This window comes from Ruegeria sp. SATB045 (assembly GCF_059613525.1).
In genome coordinates, this window is record NZ_JBXWSR010000028.1 from 185,911 (window position 1) to 210,427 (window position 24,517).

The following is a 24,517-nucleotide window of genomic DNA, read 5'->3' on the forward strand; positions in this document are numbered from 1 at the left end:
GATGCCCGTAAACGTTCTGTTTTCCGCGCGCCCTGAATTGTGGCCCGTGTATGAACCACTGCTGACCAAAGGGTTGGAACAAGCAGGCGTGGATGCCCATCTTGCCACCGTCCTGCCGGCCGATCAGGTCGACTATGTGGTCTATGCCCCGAATGGAGGGCTGCTGGATTTCACCCCCTATACGCACCTCAAGGCCGTGCTTAGCCTCTGGGCCGGGGTCGAAAAGATCGCGGGCAACGACTCTCTGACCGTCCCGCTGGCGCGGATGGTCGATCACGGGCTGACGCAAGGCATGACCGAATGGGTGGTCGGCCATGTGCTGCGTTATCATCTGGGGATGGACCGCCATATCACCCTGCAAGACGGCACATGGACACCCGAGGCCCCACCGCTGGCCCCTGAACGTACCGTTTGCATTCTAGGCCTTGGCATGTTGGGCGAGGCATCCGCGCGGGCATTAAGGGCGCTGGGTTTCAACGTCACAGGCTGGAGCCGCTCACCCAAGGACATCCCCGGTGTTTCCTGTCTACATGGCGATGAAGGGCTGCGCAACGCGCTGGCCAGCGCCGAAATCGCCGTTCTACTTCTGCCCGACACACCGGCGACCGAGAACCTGCTGAACGCGGAAACCCTCGCCCAACTGCCCAAGGGCGCATGTCTGATCAATCCGGGCCGAGGCCCTCTGATCGACGACGACGCCCTGCTGGATGCGCTGAGCGCCGGACACATCGGCCACGCTACGCTGGACGTGTTCCGGGTTGAACCCTTGCCAATCGACCACCCCTATTGGGCGCATCCGAATGTGACGGTCACGCCGCATATCGCCTCAGAAACGCGGCCAGTGACAGCCGCGCAGGTGATCGTTGAGAACATTCGACGTGGCGAGGCGGGCGAACCCTACCTGCACCTCGTCGACCGCGCTTTAGGCTACTAGCCCGCGTCCTTTCAGCAACGCCTCGACCCCCGGCAACCGGCCCCGGAAGGCCAGATACAGGTCTTCGGCCTCGCGCGAGCCTCCGGTGGACAGGATGTTTTCCTCCAGCGCCTTGGCGCGGTCGGGGTCGAATGCGCCTCCAGCCTCTTCAAAGGCAGCGAAGGCGTCGGCGTCCATGACCTCGGACCACATATAGCTGTAATAGCCCGAGCTATAGCCGTCGCCCGCAAACACATGCGCGAAATGCGGGGTGGCGTGGCGCATTCCGATGGCCGGGGGCATTCCCAGACCCTCCAGCACCTTTGCCTGTTTCGCCATCGGATCGACGGGGGCCGCACCGTCGTGGAATTCCAGATCAACCAGCGCCGAGGCGACATATTCGACCGTCTGAAACCCCTGATCGAAATTGGCGGCCTTCAGCACCTTGTCCAGCATGTCTTGCGGCATCGGCGCGCCAGTATCGGCATGGGTGGCGAACTCGGCCAGAACTTCGGGCACTTCCAACCAGTGTTCGTAAAGCTGGCTGGGCAGTTCCACGAAATCGCGCGCCACTGATGTGCCCGAGATGCTTTCATAAGTCACATCTGACAGCATCTGATGCAGCGCATGGCCGAATTCATGAAACAGTGTCCGCGCATCATCATAAGACAGCAGTGCCGGATCGCCCTTGGCGAAGTTGCAGACATTGATCACGACCGGAGCTTGCACCGTAGGAAACTTGGCCTGCGACCGCATCGCGCTGCACCACGCGCCGGATCGCTTGGAACCCCGCGCGAAGTAATCCCCGATGAACACCGCGATATGCTGACCGTTGCGCGTGACTTCCCACGCGCGGCAATCGGGGTGGTAGAGCGGTACGTCCAGCGGCGCGAACTCCAACCCGAACAGGCGGTTGGCGCAGGCAAAGGCGGCCTCGATCATCCGGTCCAGTTGCAAGTAGGGTTTCAGCGCGGCCTCATCCAGATCATGCTCGGCCTTGCGGCGTTTCTCGGCATAATAGCGCCAGTCCCACGCGGCCAGTGGGCCATTGACCCCATCCGCCTGCATCATCTGCGTCAGGGTCTCGGCATCCGCATCCGCGCGGGCCTTGGCGGGCTCCCACACTTGCATCAGCAAGTCGCGCACCTTGTCCGGCGTGCGGGCCATCTCGGTTTCCAGCTTGTAGGTGGCGAAATTGTCATAGCCTAGCAGCTTGGCCCGTTCTTCACGCAGGGCGAGGATTTCGGCGGCGATCTCGCGGTTGTCTGTCTCGCCACCGTTGGCGCCACGCGCGGTCCAGGCCTTATACGCCACCTCGCGCAGATCGCGACGGGGCGAGAATTGCAAGAACGGCACGATGATCGACCGCGACAAGGTCACAACCGGGCCGTCCGCACCCTTTTCCTGACCGGCAGCGCGGGCCGCGTCCACTACGAAATCGGGCAAACCGTCCAGATCATCCTCGGACAGGGGCATGAACCACGCGCGCTCATCCGCCAGCAGGTTCTGGGTGAAGGATGTACCCAGCGAGGCCAGCCGCGCCTTGATCGCCTGCATCCGCGCGTCCGCATCGCCGGTCAGCGCTGCGCCCGCGCGCACAAAGCCCCGATGGGTCAGCATCAGAACCCGCGCCTGTTCGTCGGTCAGGTTCAGATCATCCTTTCGGTCCCACAGGTCGGCCACCCGCTGAAACAGTGCCTTGTTCGACGAAATCCCCGAGAAATGCGCCGCCAGCTTGGGCGAGAAGTCACGCTGCAGCTCTTCACGCGCCGGGTTGCTATCGGCCCCGGCCACGGTGAAAAAGACGGACAGGACCTTGTCCAATTGCTCACCCGCGGCCTCAAGCGCCTCGACCGTGTTGGCAAAGCTCGGCGCGTCGGGGTCGCCTGCAATCGCGTCGATCTGCGCGTTGTGGGCCTGTAGGGCGGCGTCCAATCCGGGGGCGAAATCGGTGTCGGCAATCGTGTCGAAGGGCGCGATTTCAAACGGTGTGGTCCAGTCGGACAGGATCGGGTTGGTCATGAAACTCTCCTTTGAGCACAACCTAGGAGCGCGGGGCGGGATGATCCAGTGCGCGCGGTCACTTACCACAAATCGGGCAATCGGCGCGGCGTGACAGTGTGATCTTGCGGCTTTCACCATAAAGCGCGTCATAGATCAGCATTTCACCGCGCAGGGCCTGCCCCGCCCCGGTGATCACCTTGATCGCCTCAACCGCCATCATCGAGCCCACAACGCCGGGCAGAGGGCCGATCACCCCCGCCTCGGAACACGACGGGGCCAATCCGGGGGCCGGGGCCTCGGGGAAGATGCACTGATAGCAGGGGGCGTTATGAGCGGGGTCAAAGACGCTCAGTTGCCCTTCCCATTGCGACAGCGCACCCGAGATCAGCGGCTTGCCCAGCGCAACCGCCGTGCGGTTGGCCAGATAGCGAGTGTCGAAATTGTCAGTCCCATCGAGGATCAGATCGAAATCGGCAAACAAATCCTGCGCGATCTCTTCGGTCAAACGACGGTGATAGGGCAGAACGATCACATTAGGATTTTGCGCCTGCATGGCCTGCTGCGCCGAGAACACCTTGGGCATCCCGATATCCGCGTCGCGGTGGATCACCTGACGTTGCAGGTTCGCGTTCTCGACCTCGTCATCGTCGATCACACCGATGGTTCCAACCCCGGCTGCGGCCAGATATTGCAGGGCGGGCGCGCCCAGACCACCAGCGCCAATGACCAGCACACGGGCCTGTTTCATCTTTTTCTGACCCGGTCCGCCCAATTCCCGCAATACGATATGGCGAGCATAACGTTCCAGTTCGGTCTCAGAGAAATGGTCGGATGGCATGGCGGGCTCCTTCGTGGCGGGCGTTGCACGGTTTCGCAACGCTTTCAGCACCCTTCCATAAACCAGAACCAGAACCGCGAAACCACCCAAGATCAGCCACATCGCTGCAGAGCCGCCAGTCGCCTGACGCAAGGGGTGGCCATCCGGCAGAACCAGTTGCGCCGTGATCACGCCCAACAGCAGCACCCCGACGGATGTCATGCGTGCGGTGCGCGACACGCCCGCCAGATAGCCCACGCCCCACAGCCCGGCAGCCAGAATGAAAACCAGCAGCATCAGCCGCGCCCGGTCGAGCCGAACCCACCCGCGCCGCGTTCGGTGTCGCTGAGCGTATCGGCGGTTTCGAACGTGGCCTGAACGACCGGAGCCACGACAAGCTGCGCAATGCGTTCGCCGTGGGTGATCTCGAACACCTCCTGCCCGGCATTCAGTACGATCACGCCAAGCGGTCCGCGATAGTCGCTGTCGATTGTACCCGGGGCGTTAGGCAACGTGATCCCATGTTTCAACGCCAGCCCGGACCTTGGGCGCACCTGCACCTCATAGCCATTCGGGACTTCGATCCGCAGACCGGTGGGAACCAAGGCGCGCTGGCCAGGCTCCAACGTCATCGACGCGCCACCCGGCAGGTTGGCCCGCACATCCGCCCCCGCCGCGCCGGTGGTTTCGTAGGACGGCAACGGTACTGAGGGGTCAGAGCCGTCCTCGCGGATCACGCGAATTGCAACCATCTTGTTTCCTTTCCCTCACGCGGTCAGCGCGTCGGCGATCTTGCGCGCAAACCGCTCGGCCACAGCGTCCTTGCTCATACGTGGCCATTCTTCGGCCCCTGCGTCCGAAATCAGCGTGACCGCATTCTCGGACCCGCCCATGATGCCGGTGGCGGGACTGACATCATTGGCCACAATCCAGTCGCACCCCTTACGCGCGCGCTTCGCGGTGGCGTGTTCGATCACACTATCGGTCTCGGCGGCGAAGCCCACGACCAGCGCGGGGCGACCCGTTTCCAGATGCGAGACGCGTTTCAGAATGTCGGGGTTTTCCGCAAATTCCAGCGCGGGCAGGCCGTCGCGGGTTTTCTTCAGCTTCCGGTCCGAGGCGCTGGCCACCCGCCAATCCGCCACAGCCGCCGCAAACACGCCCGCATCCACGGGCAAGGCGGCGTCCACCGCATCCGACATCTGTTGCGCGGTCTCGACCGCAACCACCTGTACGCCTTGGGGCGGAGCCACATCCGCCGGGCCGGTGACAAACACCACCTCGGCCCCCAGCGCGGCCAGCGCCCGCGCCACCGCCGTTCCTTGCGCGCCCGAGGACCGGTTGGCGATATAGCGCACCGGGTCGATGGGTTCATGGGTAGGGCCCGACGTGACCAGAATACGCTTGCCCTGCAACGGGCCGCCGCCCAACTGGCCCTCAACCGCTGCGACGATCTCAAGCGGTTCGGACATGCGGCCGGGGCCGTATTCGCCGCAGGCCATATCGCCCTCGTTCGGGCCGACAAAGCGGATGCCATCGGCCTGCAGCTGCGCCAGATTGCGCTGTGTCGCCGGGTGATCCCACATCCGTACATTCATCGCAGGCGCACACAGAACCGGCGTGTCGGTCGCCATCAGCAGGGTCGAGGCCATGTCGTTGGCCAGCCCGCTGGACATCTTTCCCATCAGATCGGCAGTGGCCGGGGCAACCACTACAAGATCGGCAGAGCGGGACAGTTGGATATGGCCCATCTCGGCCTCATCGGTCAGATCGAAGAGATCGCGATAGACCTTCTCTCCGGCCAAGGCAGACACGGACAAAGGCGTCACGAATTCTTCAGCCGCGCGGGTCAGAACCGGGGTCACGGCCGCGCCGCGTTCGCGCAGGCGGCGGATGAGATCCAGCGATTTATAGGCTGCGATGCCTCCGCCGATGATCAGCAGAATTCGTTTCGATGCCAGCATGTTCAGCCCTTCCCGTCCCGGTCGGCCCTGACATTAGGCAAGCAGACCAAACAGTTCCAGCGGTTAATTCTGTGTCTGGAAGGCCAGACAAGGGTCTTCGCGTTCGACCGAAGGGCTGTCGATCACCGCGTCAAACTCGCCTGAGATCGCACCATCCTCGGACTGCCCCAACACAAAGACTTTCAAACCAGGGCGCAGCCGGGACGTGAACGTCGGAATCCCGCGATCCTTGCGGGCATGCCCATTGCCAGTTATCACAGCAATCGGCCCGCCTGTTTCGTCATCGGCACGCAAGATCGAACGCGTCAGAACCGCGTCGCGCAAACGTTGGATGGCCACCATCTGAGGCAGCGCCTCTTGCGGGAGCGCATCGCAATGCGCCGCCAGTTGATCTGCCTCGCGTGCAGCCTGATCCGCAGCCGAAAGAGGCACGGTCAACCCATAGCGCGCTGCATCCGCGCCCAACGCGGTTGCAGCCCCCCGTTCCATTGCGGCGCGCGCTGCCGCACGGGGCACCATCGCCCCATAGACCGGCGCATCGGAAGCCCGAAAGACCGGGTAATACATGCTGAGGGACGGCCACCCCATCTCGGCCCATTTCAGAATACGGTCCAATTCCTCGGGATTGGTCGCAGCTTTCTGAGCCAGCCGTTGCGCGCCCTCTTCGGTGACCATTTCCCAGACCACGGCCGAGGGGTTGATGATCTCTAACGCTTCTTTTTGGACGATGTGATGCTGTGGGTTGTCGTGGATTTCACCCAGGATCACCACGTCAGCCGCACGCATCGCATCGGCGACGTCATCCGGAATCAAACCGTCAGCCCGGCCTATACCGGCTGAAACCACAAACGCGCACAGCAGAATCGCAAACTGTCTCATGCGATGAAGTGTTGCACCTCGCGCGATTGCGCTTCAAGGTTCTTGCGCATTTTTACGAATGCCGCCGCTTCAAGCTGACGCACCCGTTCTTTTGAAAGACCCAATTCCTGCCCCAGGCTTTCCAAGGTACGCGAAGGCTCACGTAGTTTCCGTTCGCGGACGATAAACCGCTCGCGCTCGTTGAGCGATTGCATCGCGGCGACCAGCCAATGGCGCAGCTGTTCCATATCATGGCTGTTTTCGACCATTTCGGCAGCTTGTTCGCGCTCATCTTCCAGCGCGTCAATCCACTCGCGACCATCCTCATCCGCAGATTGAACCGCGTTCAGCGAGAAATCCGATCCCGAAAGGCGGCCTTCCATCATTTCGACGTCACGCAAAGGCACACCGATTTCTGCGGCGATCATTTGATGCAACTGATGGCGGTCCAAATCCATTCCATCCGTCGCGGCCTCACGCTCCAGCCGGGCCTGCACACGACGCATATTGAAAAACAGAGATTTCTGGGATGAGGTCGAGCCGGTGCGCACCATCGACCAGTTGCGCATCACGTAATCCTGAATGCTGGCCTTGATCCACCAGACTGCATAGGTCGAGAACCGCACGCCCCGGTCCGGGTCGAACTTGTCGGCAGCTTTCATAAGGCCCAAACCGGCCTCCTGGATCAGATCGTTCATCGGCGCGCCGTACCGTTTGAATTTGGCCGCCATGGAAATCGCCAGCCGCATATAGGCGGTAATCAAGCGATGCAGGGCTTGCTCGTCGCGGTGATCTCGCCACGCATACGCCAGTTTAAGCTCGGTTTCTGCGTCCAGCAGTTCCGCTTTCATCGCCTGTCGCGACATCGAAAAATCGTTTGTATTATCCAGAGCCATGGAAGCCTCCCTTTTTCGCAGGCCTAGCCAGCCTTGCCTTGTCGACTTGTGGTCGATACGCAGGACAAAACCGGGTGGATCACATGGAAGGTAACACCAGTGGGTTCGGATTTGACCTTTGTTATGGGCGGAGCAGCCTCGGGAAAGTCGGCATTTGCCGAACAACTCACTGTTTCAACAGGGAAAATCCGCATTTACCTCGCGACTTCACAAGTGTTTGATGATGAAATGCACAAAAAGGTGAAGTCGCACGTGAAGCAACGAGGGGAGGGTTGGACGACGATCGAGGCTCCGTTCGACCTGCACCCTGCTCTGGCCGCTCTGACGCAGGATCAGGTCTGTCTGATTGACTGTGCGACGATGTGGCTGACCAATCATATGTTGGCGGAAAATGATCTGGAACAAGAACAAGCCCAGCTTTTGGATGCGCTGAATACCTGCAAAGCCCAGATTGTAGTCGTATCGAACGAAGTCGGCCACGGCATTGTCCCCGATAACGCCCTGTCCCGCCGCTTTCGCGAGGCACAGGGACGGCTGAACATCGCATTGGCCGCGCAGGCCGATCTGGTGGTGCAAGTCACAGCCGGGCTGCCTCTGGCACTGAAAGGACAGCTGCCGTGACTCGCCTGCATCTTGTCCGCCACGGCCCGACCCATGCCAAAACCATGGTCGGCTGGTCCGACCTGCCCGCTGATCTCAGCGACACAGTGGCGATCCAGCGTTTGCATGACCATCTGCCGTCTGATGCGGTTGTTATCTCATCCGACCTGTCCCGCGCCGCGGATACGGCCTCGGCCATTCAGGGAACACGCACCCGCCTGCCCCATCACCCCGACCTGCGCGAGATCAATTTCGGCACGTGGGAGCTGCGCGGCTTCCGCGAGATTGAGGCCGAAGACCCCGAACTGGCCTTCGCCTATTGGGACAATCCCGGCGACGTGCGGCCCCCAAGCGGCGAAAGCTGGAACGAGGTGCGTACGCGGGTAGATGCCGTGATCGACCGGCTGATTGCCGATCATAGCGGGCGCGATCTGGTCGTCGTGGTGCATTTCGGCGTGATCCTGACACAGGTACAGCGCGCGCTGGACGTGACCGCACAAGAGGCGTTCAGCCACAAGATAGACAACCTCTCGGTCACGGAACTGACCCATCACGGGGATCGCTGGTCGGTCGGTCGGATCAATCACCTCGCGTGATGCACCAGCGCACAAATCACTGATTTACCGACGCGATTGTCCGCGCCATCCTGCACCTATGACCTATGATCTGTTTATCGGGGACCGACTGTTTTCCAGCTGGTCCATGCGCGGCTGGCTGATGCTGGAAAAGTTCAGCCTGCCTTACAAAACCCAAATGATCGGCCTCTATTCCGGCACCATGACTGAGGATATGAAGCCACTCGCCCCCGCCCGTCTGGTGCCCGCCTTGCGCATGCCCGACGGGACGGTGGTAGGCGAAAGCCTCGCCATGGCCGAAACTCTGGCCGAACGACATCCCGACGCCGGGCTGTGGCCTGCAGATCCAGCCGCCCGCGCCACCGCGCGCTGGTTATGCGCCGAGATGGTGGCCGGGTTCACCGCCTTGCGCGGCGAATGCCCGATGCAGTTGCACCATTGCTGGACCGGGTTTGAACCCTCAGCAGATACCTTGCGCGACCTTGACCGGATCGAGACCCTTTGGGCCCATGCTCGCAGCGTGTCCGGGGCCACCTCCGGTCCGCTGTTTGGCGACTATTCCCTGGCGGATGTCTTCTATACGCCGGTGGCCGCGCGGATTATCGGCTATGGTCTGCCAGTCTCGGACGCAAACCGGGTCTATTGCCTTGACCTGCTGTCAGACCTGTCCGTCCGCCAATGGCGCGCGATGGGATTGACTGTGTCCTATGACCCCTTCCCCTACGCACTGGGATTGGCAACACAACCCTGGCCAGTCGGCTCGCCCGTAGCCCGCGTTGTGGACGCAGGCCCCTCGGTCAACGCCATCTGCCCCTATTCCGGCGACACTGTGACGGATTTCCTTGAATTGGATGGCCGCATTTGGGGCTTCTGCAACCCGTTCTGCCGTGACAAAACCGCCGCAGATCCGGGCGCGTGGCCGAAATTCTCTGCCATGGTCGCAGGCGTTAACGATTCCTAAACCGCCTGCGTGCCAGCAACGACCTGTTAACCAAAAAGGTCGTTCATGGTCGCCCGCTCTCACACCGTCGCTTTCCAAGGAGTCGAGGCCCGCCCGGTCGAGGTGCAATGCGCCGTCTCGCCGGGCCTGCCCGCTTTTTCCATCGTCGGCCTGCCCGACAAGGCCGTGTCCGAGGCCCGCGACCGCGTGCGCAGCGCGCTCAGTTCCATGGCCATCGCGCTGCCGTCGAAACGCATCACCATCAACCTTTCGCCCGCCGATCTGCCAAAAGAAGGCAGCCATTTCGACCTGCCCATCGCCGTCGCGCTGCTGTCCGCGCTGGAGATCATTCCTTCCGACGCCGCCGAAGGTGCGGTGTCCTTGGGTGAGCTGTCACTGGACGGATCGCTTGTACCCGTGGTCGGCGCTCTGCCCGCTGCCATGACCGCCGCCGCCGAAGATCGCGCGCTGCTGTGCCCCAAAGCCTCCAGCGCCGAGGCGGCTTGGGTCGATGCCACGCAGGTTATCGGGGCCACGTCATTGGGCGATGTTGTGCGGCACTTCTCGGGCCAAGCCCCTTTATCCGCCGCCCAACCCGGCGAGGTCAGCCTTGCGCCCAGCGTCCGCGACCTGCGCGATGTGAAAGGGCAAGAGCGGGCCAAACGCGCGTTGGAAATTGCCGCCGCCGGGCGGCACCACTTGATCATGATCGGCACTCCGGGGTCGGGCAAATCCATGCTGGCCGCGCGCCTGCCGGGCATCCTGCCGCCTCTGACACCATCAGAGGCGCTGGAAACCTCTATGATCCAATCACTCTGCGGGTTGCTGGACGAAGGCGGGATCAGCCGCACCCGTCCGTTTCGCGAGCCGCACCATACCGCCTCAATGGCTGCAATTGTCGGAGGCGGCCGGGGTGCCAAACCCGGTGAGATTTCCTTGGCTCATAACGGAGTTCTGTTCATGGACGAATTCCCCGAATTTCCGCGCACCGTTCTGGAAACCCTGCGCCAACCGATTGAAACGGGCGAGGTCATGGTCGCCCGCGCCAATGCCCATATGAAATACCCTTGTCGCTTCATGCTGGTGGCCGCCGCCAACCCCTGCAAATGCGGATATCTAACGGACCCCGCCCGCGCCTGTTCCCGCGCGCCAGTCTGTGGTGAGGATTATCTGGGCCGTATCTCTGGCCCGCTTTTGGATCGGTTCGACTTGCGGATTGAGGTGCCTCCGGTCGGGTTCACCGATTTGGACCTGCCGCCTTCCGGAGACAGCTCTGCCACCGTTGCCGCAAGGGTCGAAGCCACCCGTACTGTGCAGGCGGAGCGGTTTGAGGGCATGGAGCCCCGCCAGAACGCGGATATGGAGGGTAAGTTGTTGGAGGAAATCGCCGCCCCCGACGCCGAAGGCAAAGAGCTGTTGCTGAAAGCCGCCGAACGGTTCGGCCTGTCGGCGCGCGCCTATCACCGCATCCTGCGGGTCGCGCGCACCATTGCTGATCTTGAAGGCGCGCCAGATATCCGCCGACCCCACGTGGCCGAGGCGCTGAGCTTTCGCATCAGCGCCCGGGCGGCGTCTTAAACCTTGGCCTCAATCGCCTGCCAGATTTTTTCGGCGATGTTCACACCGTCGAACCGCTCCAACTCCTGAATACCGGTGGGCGAGGTCACGTTGATCTCAGTCAGATAATCTCCGATCACGTCGATACCGACGAAGATCTGGCCTTTTTCCTTCAGCAACGGACCGATGGCGGCGCAAATCTCCAAATCCCGGTCGGACAGGCCGATCTTTTCCGGGCGGCCACCCACATGCATGTTCGACCGCGTCTCTCCCTTGGCCGGCACACGGTTGATTGCGCCGACTGCCTCACCATCAACCAGAATCACCCGTTTGTCGCCATTGCTGACGTCGGGCAGGAACTTCTGCACGATCAGCGGCTCACGCGAGAACCCGGTGAACAGTTCATGCAATGAGGTCAGATTTCGGTCATTGGCATCCAGCCGGAACACGCCCGCACCGCCGTTGCCATAAAGCGGCTTGAGAATGATATCGCCATGCTTTTCCTTGAACGCTTTGATCGTCTGTAAATCACGCGCGATGGTCGTCGGCGGCGTTAGATCGGGGAAATCCAGAACCAGCAGTTTTTCGGGGTAATTGCGCACCCAGAACGGATCATTGACCACCAGCGCCTTGCCCTTCAGACGGTCCAGCAAATGCGTTGACGTGATATAGTGCATATCGAACGGAGGATCCTGACGCAGCCAGATCACATCGAAATCAGCCAGATCAACCTCACGCTCGGGGCCCAGCTCTGCCGGATTGCCCGCCACGCGCTGAACGGTCATGTCGTGGCCGCGCGCCGTGACCCGCCCTTCCTGATACGCCAACTGATCCGGCCCGTAGAAAAACAGTGAGTGCCCACGCGCCTGCGCCTCTTCGGCCAGTCGGAATGAGCTGTCTGCATTAATATCCACGGCCCCGATCGGGTCCATCTGAAAGGCGATTTTCATGGCGTGTCCCTCAGTTTCACGCCAGATACATGGCCCAGCAGGGCCACGGGATCAATGGGGGTCAGGCCTCGTCAAAGGCGTTTTCGATGATTTGAACAGCGCCCGAGGCGTCCACAAGCGCGGCGTCAAAGCGCACATTTGTCAGCTGCCCATCGGGTTCATGTTCTAGAAACTGCGCCGCCGAGGCACAAATCCGGTTCATCTGTCGCCGATTGATCCGCGCCGCCGCCGCGTCAAAACTGCTGCTTTTCTTGACCTCGATGAACACCAGACCATCGGCGTTACGCGCGATCAGGTCTATTTCCCCACCGGCCCCGCGCCAACGACGATGCGCAATCGAAAAGCCGCGACGTTCATAGTCGGTCGCAACCCGCATCTCGGCGGATTGACCCGCCTGATAAGACACAGAGCTTCGAACAGCGCGCGCGGACATGTCATCCCTTTCCCAGTTTCAGCGCCTTTTGATAAATCGGACGGCGCGGAAGTTTGTACATTTCCGAAACCAGATCCGCCGCATCCCGAACCGAATGGGTTTCCAAGGCCCTTTTCAGAGCTTCTTCTACGTCAGATTCGTTAACAGTTTCCGAATGGCTGCGATCCACCAGAAGAACAATTTCGCCTTTGATGGTCTGATCCTGCAGCCCTTGGGCAAGGTCTTTCAGGGTCCCGCGGCGAACCTCTTCGAATTTCTTGGTTAATTCGCGGCACAGGGCGGCATGACGCGACTCTCCCAATACATCTGCCAGATCGGACAGGCAGGCCGCGACACGCTTTGGCGATTCGTAGAAAACAAGCGTGCCGGGTATGTCGCGCAACGCCTCGATCCGTGCCCGGCGTGCGCCCGATGCATTGGGCAAGAATCCGGCAAAAAAGAACGCATCCGTTGGCAATCCGGCCAGTGTCAGGGCCATTAAAGCCGCCGATGGCCCGGGCGCACAGGTCACCATGTGACCGGCCTCAGCCGCCTGACGCCCCAGATCATAACCCGGATCAGCAATCAGTGGCATCCCAGCCTCAGAGGCATAGGCAACCGATTTCCCTTCGGCCAGCGCGTCCAGGATCTTGCCCCGCGCGCCTGCACCGCTGTGATCGTGATAGGCCAGAATGCGCCGTCCCTCCAACGGCACACCGTGAATCTCCATCAGGCGCCGAAGGCTGCGGGTATCCTCGGCAGCGACCACATCAGCCGAGGCCAGCACATCCAGCGCCCTGAGCGTGATATCGCGCGCCGTTCCGATCGGAGTGGCGACAAAATACAGGCCCGCGCCCAATCTGACTTTTTGGTGATTCAAAGCTGGACCCTCGCAGCGTGACGTTTATTATCGCGACCTAATAAAATGGCGTCTTTCAAGTCGCCGGGACAGGGAGTTTTCATTCAGATGTTTACCGTTTGCAAGCCCGTTCGCAAACTGGCGAAAACCGCCGCCGTTTTGGCCACCGCCGCTTTTCTGACCGCCTGTGAGACAACAGGACTGGGCGGAGGGCCATCGATTAACACCTCTAAGCCGGTGCCTGTGGCGCTGCTGGTTCCGGCGGGATCGGCCAATTCGGGCGATGCGGCCTTGGCCCGAAGCCTTGAGAATGCAGCACGTATGGCCATGGCAGATTTGCAAAATGTGCAGATCGACCTTCGGGTTTATGACACGCGCGGCAGCTCGAACACAGCGGCGGAGGTGGCCCAACGGGCCGTGGCGGATGGTGCAAAGGTTATCCTGGGTCCGGTTTACGCGCAGGCAGCAAACTCGGCAGGGTTAGCCGTTTTAAACAACAACGTGAATGTCCTGTCGTTCTCGAACAACACCAGCATCGCGGGCGGGAACGTCTTTGTCCTGGGCCCCACCTTCGACAACACGGCTAACCGACTCGTTAATTTTGCCGGTTCGCGGGGCAAAAACAACATGGTCATCGTGCACAGTAACGATGCGGCAGGCCAGTTGGGACAATCTGCCATCGCCAACGCGCTAAGTAACAGTCGCGTCAACAACGCTGGAACAGTCGGCTATGACCGGTCTCAGCAGGGCGTGATCAACTCGGTTCCGACAATCAAGGCCACGGTGGATGCATCTGCGGCTGACTCGGTGTTCCTTACGGCAACCACGGCTGGTGCGTTGCCACTCTATTCGCAGTTGCTGCCAGAGGCGGGTGTCTCGCCAGCAACGACGCAATATATCGGTCTGACACGCTGGGATATTCCGGCTCAGACGCTTGAATTGCCGGGCGTGCAGGGGGGATGGTTCGCGCTACCCGACCCGGCCAAGGCACAGTCCTATCGTCAGCGGTACAACAATACCTATGGTGAGGCACCGCACCCTATCAGCGGGCTGGCATACGACGGCATCGCAGCAATCGGAGCCTTGGTCAGCCAGGGTAAATCGGATGCGCTTACGGCTTCGGCCCTGACACAAAATGCCGGTTTCCAGGGCGTGGGCGGCATCTTTCGCCTGCGCTCGAACGGTACCAACGAACGCGGTCTGGCAGTTGCCACGATCCAGAACAAACAGGTAGTAGTGATTGACCCTGCCCCACAAAGCTTCTCAGGCGCCGGTTTCTGATCGACCGGCACTGACGCTCACCCCAAAAGGTGAGCTGATCTGCCCGGCCCAAGACATATTCGACAGCACCACCGTTCTGGCGCAACTGTCGGAAGCCTTTGAAAACGTATCAAACAACACCGCGCGCCGGGCCGAATGCGTGCGCATTCTGCGGGATGCCCAAAAGGCAGGGCGGCAAGCCATCGCTGATGCGTTTTCCCAACGCCCGTTCGACGCCCGGCCGCTGACCCATTCTTACACCTATCTGACCGATGGACTGGTCTGCACCGCCATGCAGGTCGCAAGCCATGACCTTCACCCTCTGGCCACGCCGACGCAGGGCGAAAAGATCGCCGTTCTGGCTGTGGGCGGCTATGGGCGGGGCGAGATGGCCCCCGCGTCAGATGTCGATCTGCTGTTTTTGACGCCCTACAAAATCACTGCCTGGGCCGAAAGCGTGATCGAGTCCATGCTGTATATCCTGTGGGATTTGCGTCTGAAGGTCGGGCATTCTTCGCGCACCATCAAGGATTGTCTGCGGCTTGGGGGCGAGGATTTCACCATCCGCACAGCTATGCTGGAGCAGCGTTATCTGGCGGGCGACACGGCCTTGGGCGATGAACTCAAAACCCGCCTGCGGGACGAGTTGTTCAAAGGCACCGAACGTCAATTTATCGAAGCCAAACTGCAAGAGCGTGACGAGCGTCACAAAAAGCAGGGCCAGCGTTATATGGTCGAGCCTAATGTCAAAGAAGGCAAAGGCGGGCTGCGCGACCTGCAGTCGCTGTATTGGATCGCGAAATACATATACGACGTTCAGGACGTGTCTGAATTTGTACCGCTGGGGCTGATAACAGAAGACGAGTACAAAACCTTCGACGAGGCCGAGGAGTTCCTGTGGGCCGTACGCTCGCATCTGCATCTGGTGACTGGCCGCGCCACTGAGCACCTTACCTTCGATATGCAGGTCGAGGTGGCCGATCGCATGGGCTATGAGGATCGCGCCGGTCGCCGTGCCGTCGAGGTTTTCATGCAGCGGTATTTCCGCGAGGCGACGATGGTGGGCGAATTGACCCGCATCTTCTTGACCAAGCTGGAAGCCGCGCACATGAAGGGCGCACCGCTGCTGGAACGGATTTTCCGCCGTCGCCCACGGGTCAAGGCAGGGTATCAAGTCGTTCATGGTCGTTTGGACGTCGCTGACCCGGACCAGTTCCTGTCCGATAAGGTGAACCTGCTGCGTCTGTTCGAGGAAGGGTTGCGCACGGGCATGCTGATTCACCCGGATGCTATGCGCTTGGTAACAGCCAATCTGAACCTGATCGACGACGACATGCGCGAGGACAAGGAAGCCCAGCGCATCTTCCTTGATCTGATGCTGAAACATGGCAATCCAGAACGCGCCCTGCGCCGGATGAACGAGTTGGGGGTCCTGTCGGCCTTTATCCCGGAATTCGAGCACATCGTCGCGATGATGCAGTTCAACATGTATCACAGCTACACGGTGGACGAGCACACCATCCAGTGCATCGTGAACCTCGCCCAGATCGAACGGGGCGAGTTGATTGAGTCACTACCGCTGGCCTCTTCGATTCTGAAAAAGGGGGTGAACCGCAAGGTTCTGTATGTCGCCCTGCTGATCCACGATATTGCCAAGGGGCGGCCTGAAGATCACTCGATCCTCGGCGCACAGTTGGCCCGCAAAATTGCACCTCGGCTTGGGTTGAACAAGGCTGACGCGGAAACGGTCGAATGGCTGGTGCGCTATCATTTGCTGATGTCCGACATGGCGCAGAAGCGCGATATTTCCGACCCGCGCACAGTGCGCGACTTTGCTAAGGCGGTGAAAACGGTCAAGCGGTTGGACCTGCTGACTGTCCTGACGGTCTGTGACATTCGCGGCGTTGGTCCGGATACCTGGAACAACTGGAAGGCCACCCTGTTGCGCGCACTGCACGCGGAAACCAAACGCGCGCTTGAGACCGGGATGGAAGACCTCAACCGTGCCAATCGCGGGGCTGAGGCGAAAAAGACCCTACGCGCCGAATTGGCCGATTGGTCCAAGGCCGACCTCAAGACCGAGACCGGGCGGCATTACGACCCGTATTGGCAGGGGCTCAACCTCTCGACCCATGTGGAATTCGCGGAGATGCTGCAGGCACTTGACCGCAGTGGCGACGCGGGCGCGATGGAGATTCGCCTGCAACCGGACGAGGACCGCGACGCCACCCGCGCCTGTTTCGCCATGGGCGACCATCCGGGCATCTTTGCACGGATTGCGGGGGCCTTGGCGCTGGTTGGGGCAAACGTGGTCGATGCGCGTAGCTATACGACCAAGGATGGTTATGTCACGGATGCGTTCTGGATACAGGACGCAGATGGCCGCCCATTCGAAGCCAGCCGCCTGCCACGCCTGACGCAGATGATACACAAAACGCTAAAGGGCGAAGTTGTGGCGCGCGACGCGCTGAAATCGCGCGACAAGATCAAGAAACGCGAACGCGCCTTTAACGTGCCGACACATATCATCTTCGACAATGACGGGTCTGAAATCTATACGATTATCGAGGTCGATACCCGCGACCGCCCCGGTCTGCTCTATGATCTGGCACGCACGCTGGCCGCAGCGAATGTCTATGTCGCCAACGCGGTGATCGCGACCTATGGCGAGCAGGTGGTGGACACGTTCTATGTCAAGGATATGTTCGGGCTGAAATACCACTCCGAAAGCAAGCAGCGTGGGCTTGAGGCCAAGCTGCGCAAAGCCATCACCGAGGGCGCCGAGCGCGCGGAATCATGAAGCAGATCCGGCTGTTCTCGGGCCTGTTCACGGTCGGGTTCTGGACCCTGGCCAGTCGGATATTGGGGTTCCTGCGGGAAATCCTGCTGACGGCTTTTATCGGGCCGGGCCCGGTGATGGACGCCTTTGTGGCCGCCTTCCGCCTGCCCAACATGTTCCGCCGCTTCTTTGCCGAAGGTGCGTTCAACGCGGCCTTCGTCCCGATGTTTTCCAAACGGCTGGAAGGGGACGAGAACGCCGAAGGTTTCGCACAGGACGCCTTCAACCTGCTGGCTGTGTCCGTTTTGGCGCTGGTTGGGCTGGCGATGGTGTTCATGCCCGCACTGGTCTGGATCACCGCCGAAGGGTTTTACGGCGACGACCGGTTCGATCTGGCCGTGGATTATGGTTACGTGGTTTTCCCCTACATCTTGTTCATGTCACTGGCAGCACTGTTTTCGGGCGTTCTGAACGCCACGGGCCGCTTTGCGGCTGCTGCCGCAGCGCCCGTTCTGCTGAACATTTTCGCCTGCACCGCCATGATCGCCGGAGCACTGTCGGGTGGCGAAGTCATCCGCTGGCTGATCGCCATCATCCCCTTGGCCGGTGTGGCGCAGCTTGCGCTGGTCTGGGTCGCGACCGAGCGCGCGGGTATCCGCATCCGCCCCGGCCTGCCGAAACTCAGCCCTGAGATGAAGCGTATGGTCCGCATTGCCGTCCCCGCCGCGCTGGCGATGGGGGTGACGCAGGTCAATCTTGTGGTGGGGCAGCTTGTGGCCTCAAAAACCGAAAACGCGGTCAGTTGGTTGTTTGCCGCGGACCGGCTGTATCAACTGCCCTTGGGTGTGGTGGGCATCGCCGTTGGAATCGTGTTGCTGCCTGACCTGTCTCGCCGCCTGCGTGCGGGTGACAAAGACGGCGCCCGCAACGCCTTTTCCCGCGCCGGAGAGTTCACGCTGCTGCTGACCCTTCCGTCAACAGTGGCCTTTGTGATCATGCCGATCCCTCTGGTCTCGGTCCTGTTCGAGCGCGGCCAATTCACCGCCGAGGATACCGCCGCCACCGCGCTGGCCGTGGCGATCTATGGTATCGGCCTGCCGGCTTTCATGTTGCAAAAGCTGCTGCAACCGCTGTTCTTCGCGCGCGAGGACACAAAATCTCCGTTCCGCTATGCGGTGGTGGCGATGGTGGTGAACGCGGGGCTGGCCTTTGGGCTTTATCCGCTGCTGGGCTGGATTGCGCCTGCGATTGCGGCCTCGGTCGCCGGGTGGGCAATGGTCGGACTGCTGGCGCTGGGCGCTCGGCGCATGGGCGAGGAGGCGCGCTTTGATGACCGGTTCAAACGACGGGCATGGCGGATCGTGGCCGCATCGCTTGGGATGGGCGTCGGCCTATTTGCCGCACTTTCCCTGTTCGGATGGGCATTTCACCTGCCAGGCTGGCGCTATGTAGCACTGTTGGCCCTCATCATCGGTGCGGCAGTACTGTATTTTGTGCTGGGCCACCTGCTGCGAGCGTTTGAGGTCGCCGAGTTCAAAAAGGCACTGCGCCGGTCCTGATCAGTCGCGGCGGATACCGCCAATGATCCGGGCCCAACCACCGGGGCCAACCACAAATGACAGTGCAAAGCCTGTAGCGAACCCGCCCAGATCGGCCACCCAGTCCAGCGTGCCGCCGAAGATCAGACCGAACAACAACTGGATCCCCATCAAAACAGCGATCAGGCTGAAGGCCCGTGACTGGTTTTCGCCTACCAAAGATAACCTACGCCACAAAATCCACGTGAACGCTCCGATCAGGCCGTAGACGGGTGGGAACCCTCCGACCAGCGGATATTGCGGGTCCAGCAGCAGCGCATAGGCCAGCGCCCCGCCGATGCCCGACAGCACAAAAATCACCAGCATCTGCACGCTGCCAAAAACCTCGGCCACCATTTTGCCCATGGCCAGAACAAAGACGCAGACAAAGATGGCCTGAGTGAAATTGGCCGACACGAACGGATATGTCACTAAGCGGATCAGATGTTCAAACGGCCAGCGCCCGTTTTCCATCATCCAGTCGAAAATATCCGGCGAAAAGGAATAGTGCTGCAACGCATCCAGCCGCCAGCCCACGGCCGATGGCCCGCCGACCAACCCGCGCGAGCCCAGCGTCAGGGCCAGTTCGATCCCGAAGATGAACAAGGTCAGCGCCGCCACCACGGGCGGCAGAGGGTTCACGGCGGGTGTATAATGCTCACTGCTCATTGGGCTGGCCTTTCGCGGCTGTTGACGTCCCTTGGCCTCATGGGTAAGCGACGGGGGCTTATTTTTCCAGACGGGAGTTCCCTTCGATGACCGACACCCAGTTCACACCGCGTGTGTTTTCCGGCATCCAGCCGTCGGGGAACCTGCACCTTGGCAACTACCTGGGTGCGCTCAAGCGGTTCGTGGATATGCAGGGCGACGATTTTGAGACCATCTATTGCATGGTCGATCTGCACGCGATCACCGTCTGGCAGGACCCCGCCCGCCTGCGCGAAAAGACCCGCGAGGTCTGCGCCGGTTTCATCGCCGCTGGTCTGGACCCGGAAAAATCCATCCTGTTCAATCAAAGCCAAGTGCCCGAGCACACGCAACTGGCCTGGATTTTCAATTGTATCGCCCGGATGGGCTGGATGCAGCGGATGACGCAGTTCAAGGATAAGGCCGGCAAGAATGCTCAGAATGCCTCACTGGGTCTGTTTGCCTATCCGGCGCTGATGGCGGCGGACATCCTGACCTACCACGCGACGCATGTGCCGGTGGGTGAGGATCAGAAACAGCATCTGGAACTGACCCGCGACATCGCCATCAAGTTCAACCATGACTATGGCGTCGAGTTCTTCCCGGTGACCGAACCCGTCATCGGCGGCCCCGCGCCGCGCGTGATGAACCTGCGGGACGGGTCGCGCAAGATGTCGTCCTCGGACCCGTCGGATATGACGCGGATCAACATGACCGATGACGCCGACACGATTGCCAAGAAAATCCGCAAGGCCAAGACCGACCCCGATGCTCTGCCTTCGGATGTGGATGGCCTGTCCGAACGCCCTGAGGCGCGCAATCTGGTCAATATCTACGCGGCGCTCAGCGATCAGACCGCCGAGCAGGTTCTGACCGAGGTTGGCGGCAAGCAGTTTGGCGAGTTCAAACCGATGCTGGCCGAACTGGCCGTGTCGAAACTGGCTCCGATTTCGGGCGAGATGGCCCGCCTGATGGGCGAAGAGGACGAGATTGACCGGATTCTGGCCAATGGGGCAGAAAAGGCGCGCGCTGTTGCCGCCCCGATCCTGCAACAAACTTACGAAATCGTGGGCATGGTTGGCGCAAAACAGGGCTGATTGCTCTGGACGTTACCGCGGCGTCTTCCTAGGTTTGCCGCAAAGCTTGGGAGGGCGTGATGGCAGTCGGCAAGAATATTCGCACCTATTTCGAAGGTCAGTGGCATGACGGGGATGCGCCCATCATGCGGGCAGCCGATCACGGCGCTTGGCTGGGGTCGTCCGTCTTCGATGGAGCCCGCTATTTCGACGGTCTGGTCCCCGATCTTGAGGCGCACTGTGCCCGCGTGAACCGCTCGGCCGAGGCTTTGATGCTGACGCCGTTTGTGACCACCGAGCAGATGGTCGAGATCATCCGCGAAGGGCTGGAAAGTTATGCGCCCGACGCAGCGGTTTATATCCGTCCGATGTACTGGGGCATCGACGGCGACCGCACGGCAATCGTACCGCTGGAGAACAGTACGGGCTTCGCGATTTGCCTCGAAGAGATTCCAATGGCGCCCGAATCTGCGTCGGTGACACTGGGCTACACGCGCTTCCGTCGCCCGGTTCTGGAATCGGCGGTTGTAAACGCCAAGGCGGGCTGCCTTTACCCCAACAATGCGCGGATGTTGCAAGAAGTTCGGTCCAACGGCTTCTCAAACGCCCTGGTCGCGGATGCTTTGGGACATGTAGCCGAAACCGCGACCGCAAATATTTTCATGGTCCGGGATGGCGAGGTGTTCACCCCCACCCCCAACGGTACGTTTCTGGCCGGAATCACCCGCGCACGCCACATCGAAAACCTGCGTGCAGACGGTGTGACCGTGCACGAAGCGATCCTGAGTTTCGAGGATTTCCACAAAGCTGATGAGGTCTTCATGACCGGCAACATGAGCAAGATCACCCCGGTCACGGCGTTGCAGGATACGCAATATCAGGTCGGCCCCGTCGCCCGTCGCGCGCGCGAGTTGTATTGGGACTGGGCTGCCAGCACGCGATAGGCTTCGGTTGCCAGCGCGCATTTGGTCGGGCATGATCGCCCGAAATGAATGAGGACACCCATGCGTAAGTTCCTGGTGGTATTGGATGACAGCCGCGAATGCCTGAACGCAATGCGTTTTGCAGCCATGCGCGCGGCCCATACGGGCGGCGGCGTGACGATCCTGTCGGTCATTCCCCCCGATGAGTTCAACCACTGGATCGGAGTGGCCGAGGTGATGCGCGAGGAATCGCGTGAACGCATCCACGCCCATTACGAAGTGTTCGCCAAATGGATGCGTGACAAGCAGGGCGTTGATCCGGAACTGGCCATCCGCGAGGGCGAGCCAGTGGCGCAAATCATCGAACACGTGCAATCCGATCCCGAGATCGGCGTGCTGGTACTGGGCGCGGGCGTCGAAAAGAAGGGCCCCGGTCCTCTGGTGACGCAACTGACCAAAAACTCCGGCAGTTTACCGATCCCGATCACCATCGTTCCCGGTGATCTGAGCAAGGAAAAACTGGAAGAAATCACCTAGATGCCCCGCAGCATTCAGTTCTGGTTCGAGTTCGCCTCGACCTATTCCTACCTCAGCGCGATGCGGATCGAAGAGGCCGCCGCCCGGCATGGCGTGAGTGTCGATTGGCAGCCCTTCCTGCTGGGCCCGATCTTTTTTGCACAGGGCTGGACGGATTCGCCCTTCAACCTCTATCCAGCCAAAGGGCAGTATATGTGGCGCGATATGGAGCGTCTGACCGCCCACCGCGGCCTGCCGTTCCAGCGCCCCGATCCATTTCCGCAAAACGGCTTGAAGGCGGCCCGCCTGACGCTGGCCATCGAAGACCCGGCCCAAAAAGCCGCCTTTGTCCGCGCCGTCTATTCCGCTGAGTTTGCCCATGGCCAGAAAATCGCTGATGACGCGGTTCTGGTTACTTGTCTGACCGCCGCCGGATTGCCCGAAGAGACGCTGAGCCGGACGCAAAACCCTCAGATCAAAGCTGCGTTGAAAAAACAATCCGAGATCGCGCAGGCCAAAGGACTGTTCGGTGCCCCCAGTTTTCTGGTCGGGGATGAACTGTTCTGGGGCGATGACCGGCTAGATGAGGCGATAAAGCTGGCGGCTGGAATTTAGAATCGTTCCAAATCTTGACTTCCCGCGCGCGGACCCGCATATCAGAGGCAACTGAAACGGAGCCGCGCTATGTTCATCCAGACCGAATCCACGCCGAACCCTGCAACCCTGAAATTCCTGCCCGGTCAAACTGTGCTGGAGGCGGGCACCGCAGATTTTCCATCGGCAGAAGCGGCTGAGAAGTCACCTTTGGCCAACCGGATTTTCACCGTCAACGGCGTAACCGGCGTCTTTTTTGGCAATGATTTTGTGACTGTCACCAAATCTGACGATGTTCAGTGGGACCACATCAAGCCCGCGATCCTTGGCGCAGTTATGGAGCATTACCAGTCGGGCCAGCCGGTCATGGCTGCTGACGCCACAACCGCATCTGGCCATGCCGAACACACCGGCGAAGACGCGGAAGTCGTTAATCAGATCAAGGACCTTCTGGATAGCCGCGTGCGCCCTGCTGTGGCCCAAGATGGTGGCGATATCACCTTCCATGGTTTTGACCGCGGCGTTGTGTATCTGCACATGCAAGGGGCTTGCGCGAACTGTCCGTCCTCGACCTTGACACTGAAAATGGGGATCGAGAACCTGCTGCGTCACTACATCCCTGAAGTGACCGAGGTTCGCCCCGTTGCCGTCTGACCCGCTGATTCTGGCGTTTGACACATCGGCCGCGCATTGCGCGGCCGCTTTGTTACGCGGAGATCAGATCATTGCCGTTCGAGTCGACGCCATGACACGCGGTCAGGCAGAACACTTGATGCCCATGCTGGAAGATTTTCTGACACAGGCCGGATACGCGTGGAAAGACCTTTCAGCCATCGGCGTTGGTATCGGGCCGGGCAATTTCACCGGCATCCGAATTTCGGTATCCGCTGCGCGTGGGCTGGCGTTGGGCCTTGGCGTTCCGGCCGTCGGCGTTTCGGGTTTTGAGGCGCTGGCGCAAGAAACTCAAGGCGCGTTACCGGCCATTCGCGCACCACGGGATCAAGTGTATATCTCACCCGAAGGTCAAGACCCGGCCTTGATCCCGCTTGAACAGGCAGAATCACTAGGTCCACTGGCTTTCAACGATGACCCCGAAGTACAGGTTCGCGGGATCGCAAATGTGGCTTCTCAGAAGTGGCAAACCACAAACAGCGCGCCTGCGCCGCTTTACATCCGCGCGGCAGATGCGGCCCCGTCCAAAGACTCGCCACCGGTTTTGTTGGACGGATGACTCCGCAAGCCCTTGCCAAAACCCATTCTGCGGCTTTTACACAATCCCGCCCGTGGTCCGAGGCAGAATTCGCGGATTTACTGCAGAATCGTTTTACTCACGTAGTCGGAATCGCGACGTCCTTTGCTTTGTTTCAGGTAATCGCCGACGAAGCGGAACTGCTGACAATAGCGACGCATCCTGACCTGCAGCGTCAGGGGCTCGCAAGAATCCGTATGGCCGAGTGGCATGCAAAGGCCCAAAGATTGGGCGCGACGCGCGCCTTTCTGGATGTGGCGCAGGACAATCTTCCGGCGCTGTCCTTGTACCATAGCTGCGGCTACCGCCCCTGTGGATTACGCAAATCGTACTATGTGCGCGAAAACAATCAGAAAATTGACGCTCTCGTGATGGAATGTGACTTGACCTGAATAGTCGTCGAATTTTTTCTCGACCAAATGGTCAAAAATCAGTTGACCCCGGCTGTTGCAAACGGCCTTAATTCCCGCCATCACAACAGATATGCTCGCTCTTAGTGGGTGAACGGGGC

At 60.7% G+C, this 24,517-nt stretch carries 25 protein-coding genes; 15 read left to right on the top strand and 10 right to left on the bottom strand.

Annotation, left to right across the window (positions count from 1 at the left end; translation table 11 throughout):
• The first annotated feature begins 1 nt into the window (after position 1).
• Positions 2-934, top strand: a complete 933-nt coding sequence (locus AC2FNR_RS16075) for a 2-hydroxyacid dehydrogenase (protein ID WP_496850034.1) — start codon at positions 2-4, stop codon at positions 932-934.
• Here the strand turns inward: AC2FNR_RS16075 and AC2FNR_RS16080 are convergent.
• From AC2FNR_RS16080 to AC2FNR_RS16105, 6 genes are all read right to left on the bottom strand, one after another.
• Positions 923-2,935 (bottom strand): M3 family metallopeptidase, encoded by a 2,013-nt coding sequence (locus AC2FNR_RS16080; protein WP_496850036.1) that lies wholly within the window; start codon positions 2,933-2,935, stop codon positions 923-925. The two genes, AC2FNR_RS16075 and AC2FNR_RS16080, sit on opposite strands and share 12 nt — an antisense overlap.
• 58 nt (positions 2,936-2,993) lie before the next feature.
• The gene (locus tag AC2FNR_RS16085; protein WP_496850038.1) at positions 2,994-4,031 is read right to left on the bottom strand and encodes a HesA/MoeB/ThiF family protein; all 1,038 of its coding nucleotides are present in this window, start codon (positions 4,029-4,031) and stop codon (positions 2,994-2,996) included.
• Positions 4,031-4,486 carry a dUTP diphosphatase gene (gene dut, locus AC2FNR_RS16090; RefSeq protein ID WP_480866905.1) on the bottom strand — a complete coding sequence of 152 codons (456 nt, stop codon included), beginning with the start codon at positions 4,484-4,486 and terminating at the stop codon, positions 4,031-4,033. Before dut ends, AC2FNR_RS16085 begins: the two co-directional genes overlap by 1 nt.
• Before the next feature lie 15 nt (positions 4,487-4,501).
• Entirely contained in the window at positions 4,502-5,698 is a 1,197-nt protein-coding gene (coaBC, locus tag AC2FNR_RS16095) for a bifunctional phosphopantothenoylcysteine decarboxylase/phosphopantothenate--cysteine ligase CoaBC (RefSeq protein ID WP_480866903.1), read from the bottom strand.
• A gap of 63 nt (positions 5,699-5,761) precedes the next feature.
• The gene (locus tag AC2FNR_RS16100; RefSeq protein WP_496850040.1) at positions 5,762-6,577 is read right to left on the bottom strand and encodes a ChaN family lipoprotein; all 816 of its coding nucleotides are present in this window, start codon (positions 6,575-6,577) and stop codon (positions 5,762-5,764) included.
• Positions 6,574-7,452 (bottom strand): RNA polymerase factor sigma-32, encoded by an 879-nt coding sequence (locus AC2FNR_RS16105; protein ID WP_170353475.1) that lies wholly within the window; start codon positions 7,450-7,452, stop codon positions 6,574-6,576. Before AC2FNR_RS16105 ends, AC2FNR_RS16100 begins: the two co-directional genes overlap by 4 nt.
• Before the next feature lie 99 nt (positions 7,453-7,551).
• On the opposite strand from AC2FNR_RS16105, the gene cobU reads away from it, so the two are divergent.
• Genes cobU through AC2FNR_RS16125 form a run of 4 tightly spaced genes read left to right on the top strand, consistent with a single transcriptional unit; the run spans position 7,552 to position 11,145 of the window.
• Positions 7,552-8,073, top strand: a complete 522-nt coding sequence (cobU, locus tag AC2FNR_RS16110) for a bifunctional adenosylcobinamide kinase/adenosylcobinamide-phosphate guanylyltransferase (protein WP_496850335.1) — start codon at positions 7,552-7,554, stop codon at positions 8,071-8,073.
• Positions 8,070-8,648, top strand: coding sequence for a histidine phosphatase family protein (locus AC2FNR_RS16115; RefSeq protein WP_496850042.1), 579 nt, complete (start codon positions 8,070-8,072; stop codon positions 8,646-8,648). Before cobU ends, AC2FNR_RS16115 begins: the two co-directional genes overlap by 4 nt.
• A 58-nt stretch (positions 8,649-8,706) precedes the next feature.
• The gene (locus tag AC2FNR_RS16120) at positions 8,707-9,588 is read left to right on the top strand and encodes a glutathione S-transferase N-terminal domain-containing protein (protein WP_496850044.1); all 882 of its coding nucleotides are present in this window, start codon (positions 8,707-8,709) and stop codon (positions 9,586-9,588) included.
• A 45-nt stretch (positions 9,589-9,633) separates the two neighbouring features.
• Positions 9,634-11,145 (top strand): YifB family Mg chelatase-like AAA ATPase, encoded by a 1,512-nt coding sequence (locus tag AC2FNR_RS16125; RefSeq protein WP_496850046.1) that lies wholly within the window; start codon positions 9,634-9,636, stop codon positions 11,143-11,145.
• Here the strand turns inward: AC2FNR_RS16125 and gshB are convergent.
• From gshB to rsmI, 3 genes are all read right to left on the bottom strand, one after another.
• On the bottom strand, positions 11,142-12,074 hold the full coding sequence (gene gshB / locus AC2FNR_RS16130; protein ID WP_480866893.1) for a glutathione synthase: 933 nt from the start codon (positions 12,072-12,074) through the stop codon (positions 11,142-11,144). The two genes, AC2FNR_RS16125 and gshB, sit on opposite strands and share 4 nt — an antisense overlap.
• A gap of 61 nt (positions 12,075-12,135) precedes the next feature.
• Positions 12,136-12,507 (bottom strand): YraN family protein, encoded by a 372-nt coding sequence (locus AC2FNR_RS16135; protein WP_496850048.1) that lies wholly within the window; start codon positions 12,505-12,507, stop codon positions 12,136-12,138.
• Between the two features lies 1 nt (position 12,508).
• Complete coding sequence (gene rsmI / locus AC2FNR_RS16140) at positions 12,509-13,366, bottom strand: 16S rRNA (cytidine(1402)-2'-O)-methyltransferase (protein ID WP_480866891.1); 858 nt, start codon at positions 13,364-13,366, stop codon at positions 12,509-12,511.
• 87 nt (positions 13,367-13,453) lie between these two features.
• Here rsmI and AC2FNR_RS16145 point away from each other — a divergent pair, with 87 nt between their 5' ends.
• The 3 genes from AC2FNR_RS16145 to murJ are packed head-to-tail and all read left to right on the top strand — an operon-like array spanning position 13,454 to position 18,943.
• Positions 13,454-14,626 carry a penicillin-binding protein activator gene (locus tag AC2FNR_RS16145; protein WP_170724091.1) on the top strand — a complete coding sequence of 391 codons (1,173 nt, stop codon included), beginning with the start codon at positions 13,454-13,456 and terminating at the stop codon, positions 14,624-14,626.
• Entirely contained in the window at positions 14,586-17,405 is a 2,820-nt protein-coding gene (locus AC2FNR_RS16150) for a [protein-PII] uridylyltransferase (protein WP_496850050.1), read from the top strand. Before AC2FNR_RS16145 ends, AC2FNR_RS16150 begins: the two co-directional genes overlap by 41 nt.
• Entirely contained in the window at positions 17,402-18,943 is a 1,542-nt protein-coding gene (murJ, locus tag AC2FNR_RS16155; protein WP_496850052.1) for a murein biosynthesis integral membrane protein MurJ, read from the top strand. The genes AC2FNR_RS16150 and murJ overlap by 4 nt, the downstream gene beginning before the upstream one ends.
• Here murJ and AC2FNR_RS16160 read toward each other — a convergent pair whose 3' ends face one another.
• Positions 18,944-19,630 (bottom strand): rhomboid family intramembrane serine protease, encoded by a 687-nt coding sequence (locus tag AC2FNR_RS16160; protein ID WP_496850053.1) that lies wholly within the window; start codon positions 19,628-19,630, stop codon positions 18,944-18,946. It lies immediately after the preceding gene.
• A gap of 86 nt (positions 19,631-19,716) precedes the next feature.
• On the opposite strand from AC2FNR_RS16160, the gene trpS reads away from it, so the two are divergent.
• From trpS to AC2FNR_RS16195, 7 genes are all read left to right on the top strand, one after another.
• Positions 19,717-20,745 carry a tryptophan--tRNA ligase gene (gene trpS, locus AC2FNR_RS16165; protein WP_496850055.1) on the top strand — a complete coding sequence of 343 codons (1,029 nt, stop codon included), beginning with the start codon at positions 19,717-19,719 and terminating at the stop codon, positions 20,743-20,745.
• Positions 20,746-20,804: 59 nt separating this feature from the next.
• Positions 20,805-21,668, top strand: coding sequence for a branched-chain amino acid aminotransferase (locus tag AC2FNR_RS16170; RefSeq protein ID WP_496850057.1), 864 nt, complete (start codon positions 20,805-20,807; stop codon positions 21,666-21,668).
• Between the two features lie 60 nt (positions 21,669-21,728).
• Positions 21,729-22,184 (top strand): universal stress protein, encoded by a 456-nt coding sequence (locus tag AC2FNR_RS16175; RefSeq protein ID WP_170353488.1) that lies wholly within the window; start codon positions 21,729-21,731, stop codon positions 22,182-22,184.
• A complete protein-coding gene (locus AC2FNR_RS16180) occupies positions 22,185-22,778 on the top strand; it encodes a 2-hydroxychromene-2-carboxylate isomerase (RefSeq protein WP_496850059.1) in 594 nt (197 codons plus the stop codon).
• Positions 22,779-22,847: 69 nt separating this feature from the next.
• On the top strand, positions 22,848-23,411 hold the full coding sequence (locus AC2FNR_RS16185) for a NifU family protein (protein ID WP_170751753.1): 564 nt from the start codon (positions 22,848-22,850) through the stop codon (positions 23,409-23,411).
• Complete coding sequence (tsaB, locus tag AC2FNR_RS16190; protein ID WP_496850061.1) at positions 23,401-23,988, top strand: tRNA (adenosine(37)-N6)-threonylcarbamoyltransferase complex dimerization subunit type 1 TsaB; 588 nt, start codon at positions 23,401-23,403, stop codon at positions 23,986-23,988. The genes AC2FNR_RS16185 and tsaB overlap by 11 nt, the downstream gene beginning before the upstream one ends.
• Positions 23,985-24,398: a GNAT family N-acetyltransferase gene (locus tag AC2FNR_RS16195; RefSeq protein WP_170353492.1), complete on the top strand. Its 414-nt coding sequence runs from the start codon at positions 23,985-23,987 to the stop codon at positions 24,396-24,398. Before tsaB ends, AC2FNR_RS16195 begins: the two co-directional genes overlap by 4 nt.
• Positions 24,399-24,517: the final 119 nt, after the last annotated feature.

What these genes read in the sequence shown, in the direction of transcription:
- dut (WP_480866905.1), bottom strand. Translation starts at nt 4,486, where the DNA reads ATGGTTGCAATTCGCGTGATCCGCGAGGACGGCTCTGACCCCTCAGTA.
- AC2FNR_RS16195 (WP_170353492.1), top strand. Translation starts at nt 23,985, where the DNA reads ATGACTCCGCAAGCCCTTGCCAAAACCCATTCTGCGGCTTTTACACAA.
- AC2FNR_RS16170 (WP_496850057.1), top strand. Translation starts at nt 20,805, where the DNA reads ATGGCAGTCGGCAAGAATATTCGCACCTATTTCGAAGGTCAGTGGCAT.
- AC2FNR_RS16180 (WP_496850059.1), top strand. Translation starts at nt 22,185, where the DNA reads ATGCCCCGCAGCATTCAGTTCTGGTTCGAGTTCGCCTCGACCTATTCC.
- AC2FNR_RS16085 (WP_496850038.1), bottom strand. Translation starts at nt 4,031, where the DNA reads ATGCTGCTGGTTTTCATTCTGGCTGCCGGGCTGTGGGGCGTGGGCTAT.
- trpS (WP_496850055.1), top strand. Translation starts at nt 19,717, where the DNA reads ATGACCGACACCCAGTTCACACCGCGTGTGTTTTCCGGCATCCAGCCG.
- AC2FNR_RS16135 (WP_496850048.1), bottom strand. Translation starts at nt 12,507, where the DNA reads ATGTCCGCGCGCGCTGTTCGAAGCTCTGTGTCTTATCAGGCGGGTCAA.
- AC2FNR_RS16125 (WP_496850046.1), top strand. Translation starts at nt 9,634, where the DNA reads ATGGTCGCCCGCTCTCACACCGTCGCTTTCCAAGGAGTCGAGGCCCGC.
- coaBC (WP_480866903.1), bottom strand. Translation starts at nt 5,698, where the DNA reads ATGCTGGCATCGAAACGAATTCTGCTGATCATCGGCGGAGGCATCGCA.
- AC2FNR_RS16075 (WP_496850034.1), top strand. Translation starts at nt 2, where the DNA reads ATGCCCGTAAACGTTCTGTTTTCCGCGCGCCCTGAATTGTGGCCCGTG.
- AC2FNR_RS16105 (WP_170353475.1), bottom strand. Translation starts at nt 7,452, where the DNA reads ATGGCTCTGGATAATACAAACGATTTTTCGATGTCGCGACAGGCGATG.
- gshB (WP_480866893.1), bottom strand. Translation starts at nt 12,074, where the DNA reads ATGAAAATCGCCTTTCAGATGGACCCGATCGGGGCCGTGGATATTAAT.
- AC2FNR_RS16185 (WP_170751753.1), top strand. Translation starts at nt 22,848, where the DNA reads ATGTTCATCCAGACCGAATCCACGCCGAACCCTGCAACCCTGAAATTC.
- murJ (WP_496850052.1), top strand. Translation starts at nt 17,402, where the DNA reads ATGAAGCAGATCCGGCTGTTCTCGGGCCTGTTCACGGTCGGGTTCTGG.
- AC2FNR_RS16080 (WP_496850036.1), bottom strand. Translation starts at nt 2,935, where the DNA reads ATGACCAACCCGATCCTGTCCGACTGGACCACACCGTTTGAAATCGCG.
- AC2FNR_RS16175 (WP_170353488.1), top strand. Translation starts at nt 21,729, where the DNA reads ATGCGTAAGTTCCTGGTGGTATTGGATGACAGCCGCGAATGCCTGAAC.
- AC2FNR_RS16100 (WP_496850040.1), bottom strand. Translation starts at nt 6,577, where the DNA reads ATGAGACAGTTTGCGATTCTGCTGTGCGCGTTTGTGGTTTCAGCCGGT.
- AC2FNR_RS16160 (WP_496850053.1), bottom strand. Translation starts at nt 19,630, where the DNA reads ATGAGCAGTGAGCATTATACACCCGCCGTGAACCCTCTGCCGCCCGTG.
- AC2FNR_RS16120 (WP_496850044.1), top strand. Translation starts at nt 8,707, where the DNA reads ATGACCTATGATCTGTTTATCGGGGACCGACTGTTTTCCAGCTGGTCC.
- AC2FNR_RS16145 (WP_170724091.1), top strand. Translation starts at nt 13,454, where the DNA reads ATGTTTACCGTTTGCAAGCCCGTTCGCAAACTGGCGAAAACCGCCGCC.